This is a genomic window from Ligilactobacillus equi DSM 15833 = JCM 10991 (assembly GCF_001435735.1).
GTDB classification, from domain to species: domain Bacteria; phylum Bacillota; class Bacilli; order Lactobacillales; family Lactobacillaceae; genus Ligilactobacillus; species Ligilactobacillus equi.
In genome coordinates, this window is sequence record NZ_AZFH01000083.1 from 1 (window position 1) to 1,638 (window position 1,638).

The window sequence follows — 1,638 nt, forward strand, 5'->3', positions numbered from 1 at the left end:
CCCCACCAGTTTTAAAACAACCAAAAACTGTTACTTATTCCCTAAATGATGTGACAGTAAAAAATCCTCTATTTCAAAAGAAATAGGGGATTTTTGCGTAAATACAATTAAAATTGTGATAATTGTCTCATGATCTTATCGGTATCATAGTTATCCATTTCTTGGATAATGTGAATGTAGACCGATTGCGTAGTATTAATATCAGCATGACCTAATCGACGAGCCACGCTGGCAACAGAAACACCATTATAGAGTAAAAGAGATGCATGCGTATGTCGCAATCCATGGACTGAAATAGGGGCAATATTGAGTTTCTTACAAAGTCGCTTTATACGATTATTGATCGTAGAATTATACATAGGTTTTTTATAACAGAAAATGGGTACTCCCTCAGGAATATCTTCAATCAAACCCATAAATTGATTCATCAGTTTCCAGTCAATCCGAATTTTTCGAACAGAAGATTTATTTTTGGTTGGAACAAAGCCACCGCCTTCTTTATAAGCCCACGTTTTATTAATAATCAGGACCTGGTTAGTAAAATCAAAATCTTCTTTCGTTACTCCTAAAGCTTCAGAAAGACGTACACCAGTTTTAGAAATTAACAGCAGCAACCAATCAATATTTAATTTATGCTTTGGTAAGTCTAACTCATTAATAAAGAGCTTTAGTTCAAATGAATCCATATACTTTCGTTTTTTTGGAATTGGTGGAATTCCCTTAATGATAGTCTTACGAGTTGGATTTTTGCGTAATAAATCATCATCTACAGCATCTAAAATTGCAGGCTTTACTCGGTTATGAAAATCAGCAACAGTTACTTTTTCGTGCGTTTCTGCAAACTTATTGATAATATTTTGATATTCTAACCGTGTTAAGTCTTTCAACTTTAAATCGGGAGCTAATTTTTTTAGCCATCGCCAATTTAACTCATAGTTGTCATAAGTAACCTGACGCACAGCACCTTTCTTATAAGTTTCAATCCACATCTTGTAATAGTCCGCTAACAGTAAATCGTCATCAGCCATAAAATTCCTCCTCCTTATTTTCCATAAAAAAAGAGTCCCAATCAAGGAACTCTTTTTCTTTAGCTATTTGATAATTCTAGTCTTCTCTACGCTTACGGTAACCAAGACCAAACATACCAAGTGCTGCAGCAGCTGCACCCGCTACAAGCGCTAATGGTCCATTGCCTTCGTCACCTGTTTGAGGTAATGCTTCTGGAGTTGCAGGAACTTCCTTAGCTGCTTTTTGTGGTACAACTGCTTGAACTGGGCCATTAGAGTAAACAGCCTTTGTTGGAGTTGCAGGAGTACCTTGTGCAGGTTGTGCAGGTGTTGATGGAGTTGGGGCAGGGGTTTCTGGCTTTTCAGGAACCTTCTTGTAAACATTAGTTACATTACCGTCTTCATCTTCATCAATCTTAACTAATTGGTAACCAGGAATATCATTCCCATCACGGTCAGGGAAGGAACCTTCTTCTTGATCTTTCAAGTGCTTCCCATTTTCATCAACCCAGTTAGTTACAGGAACTTTAATTGGGTTTTCGACGGTATTAGTCTTGTATTCGACATCACCATTAGTTTGCACCATAGTGTTTTCGAGCACACCCTTAGCATCTTTATTTACCTTACCAGC

The 1,638-nt window shown here is 37.2% G+C and carries 2 protein-coding genes; both read right to left on the bottom strand.

What is annotated here, in order from left to right:
• Window positions 1-107: 107 nt before the first annotated feature.
• Window positions 108-1,028 carry a site-specific integrase gene (locus tag FC36_RS06495; RefSeq protein WP_025021589.1) on the bottom strand — a complete coding sequence of 307 codons (921 nt, stop codon included), beginning with the start codon at window positions 1,026-1,028 and terminating at the stop codon, window positions 108-110.
• Between the two features lie 76 nt (window positions 1,029-1,104).
• On the bottom strand, window positions 1,105-1,638 hold a 534-nt coding region (locus FC36_RS06500), incomplete at its 5' end, for an LPXTG cell wall anchor domain-containing protein (RefSeq protein WP_235805809.1).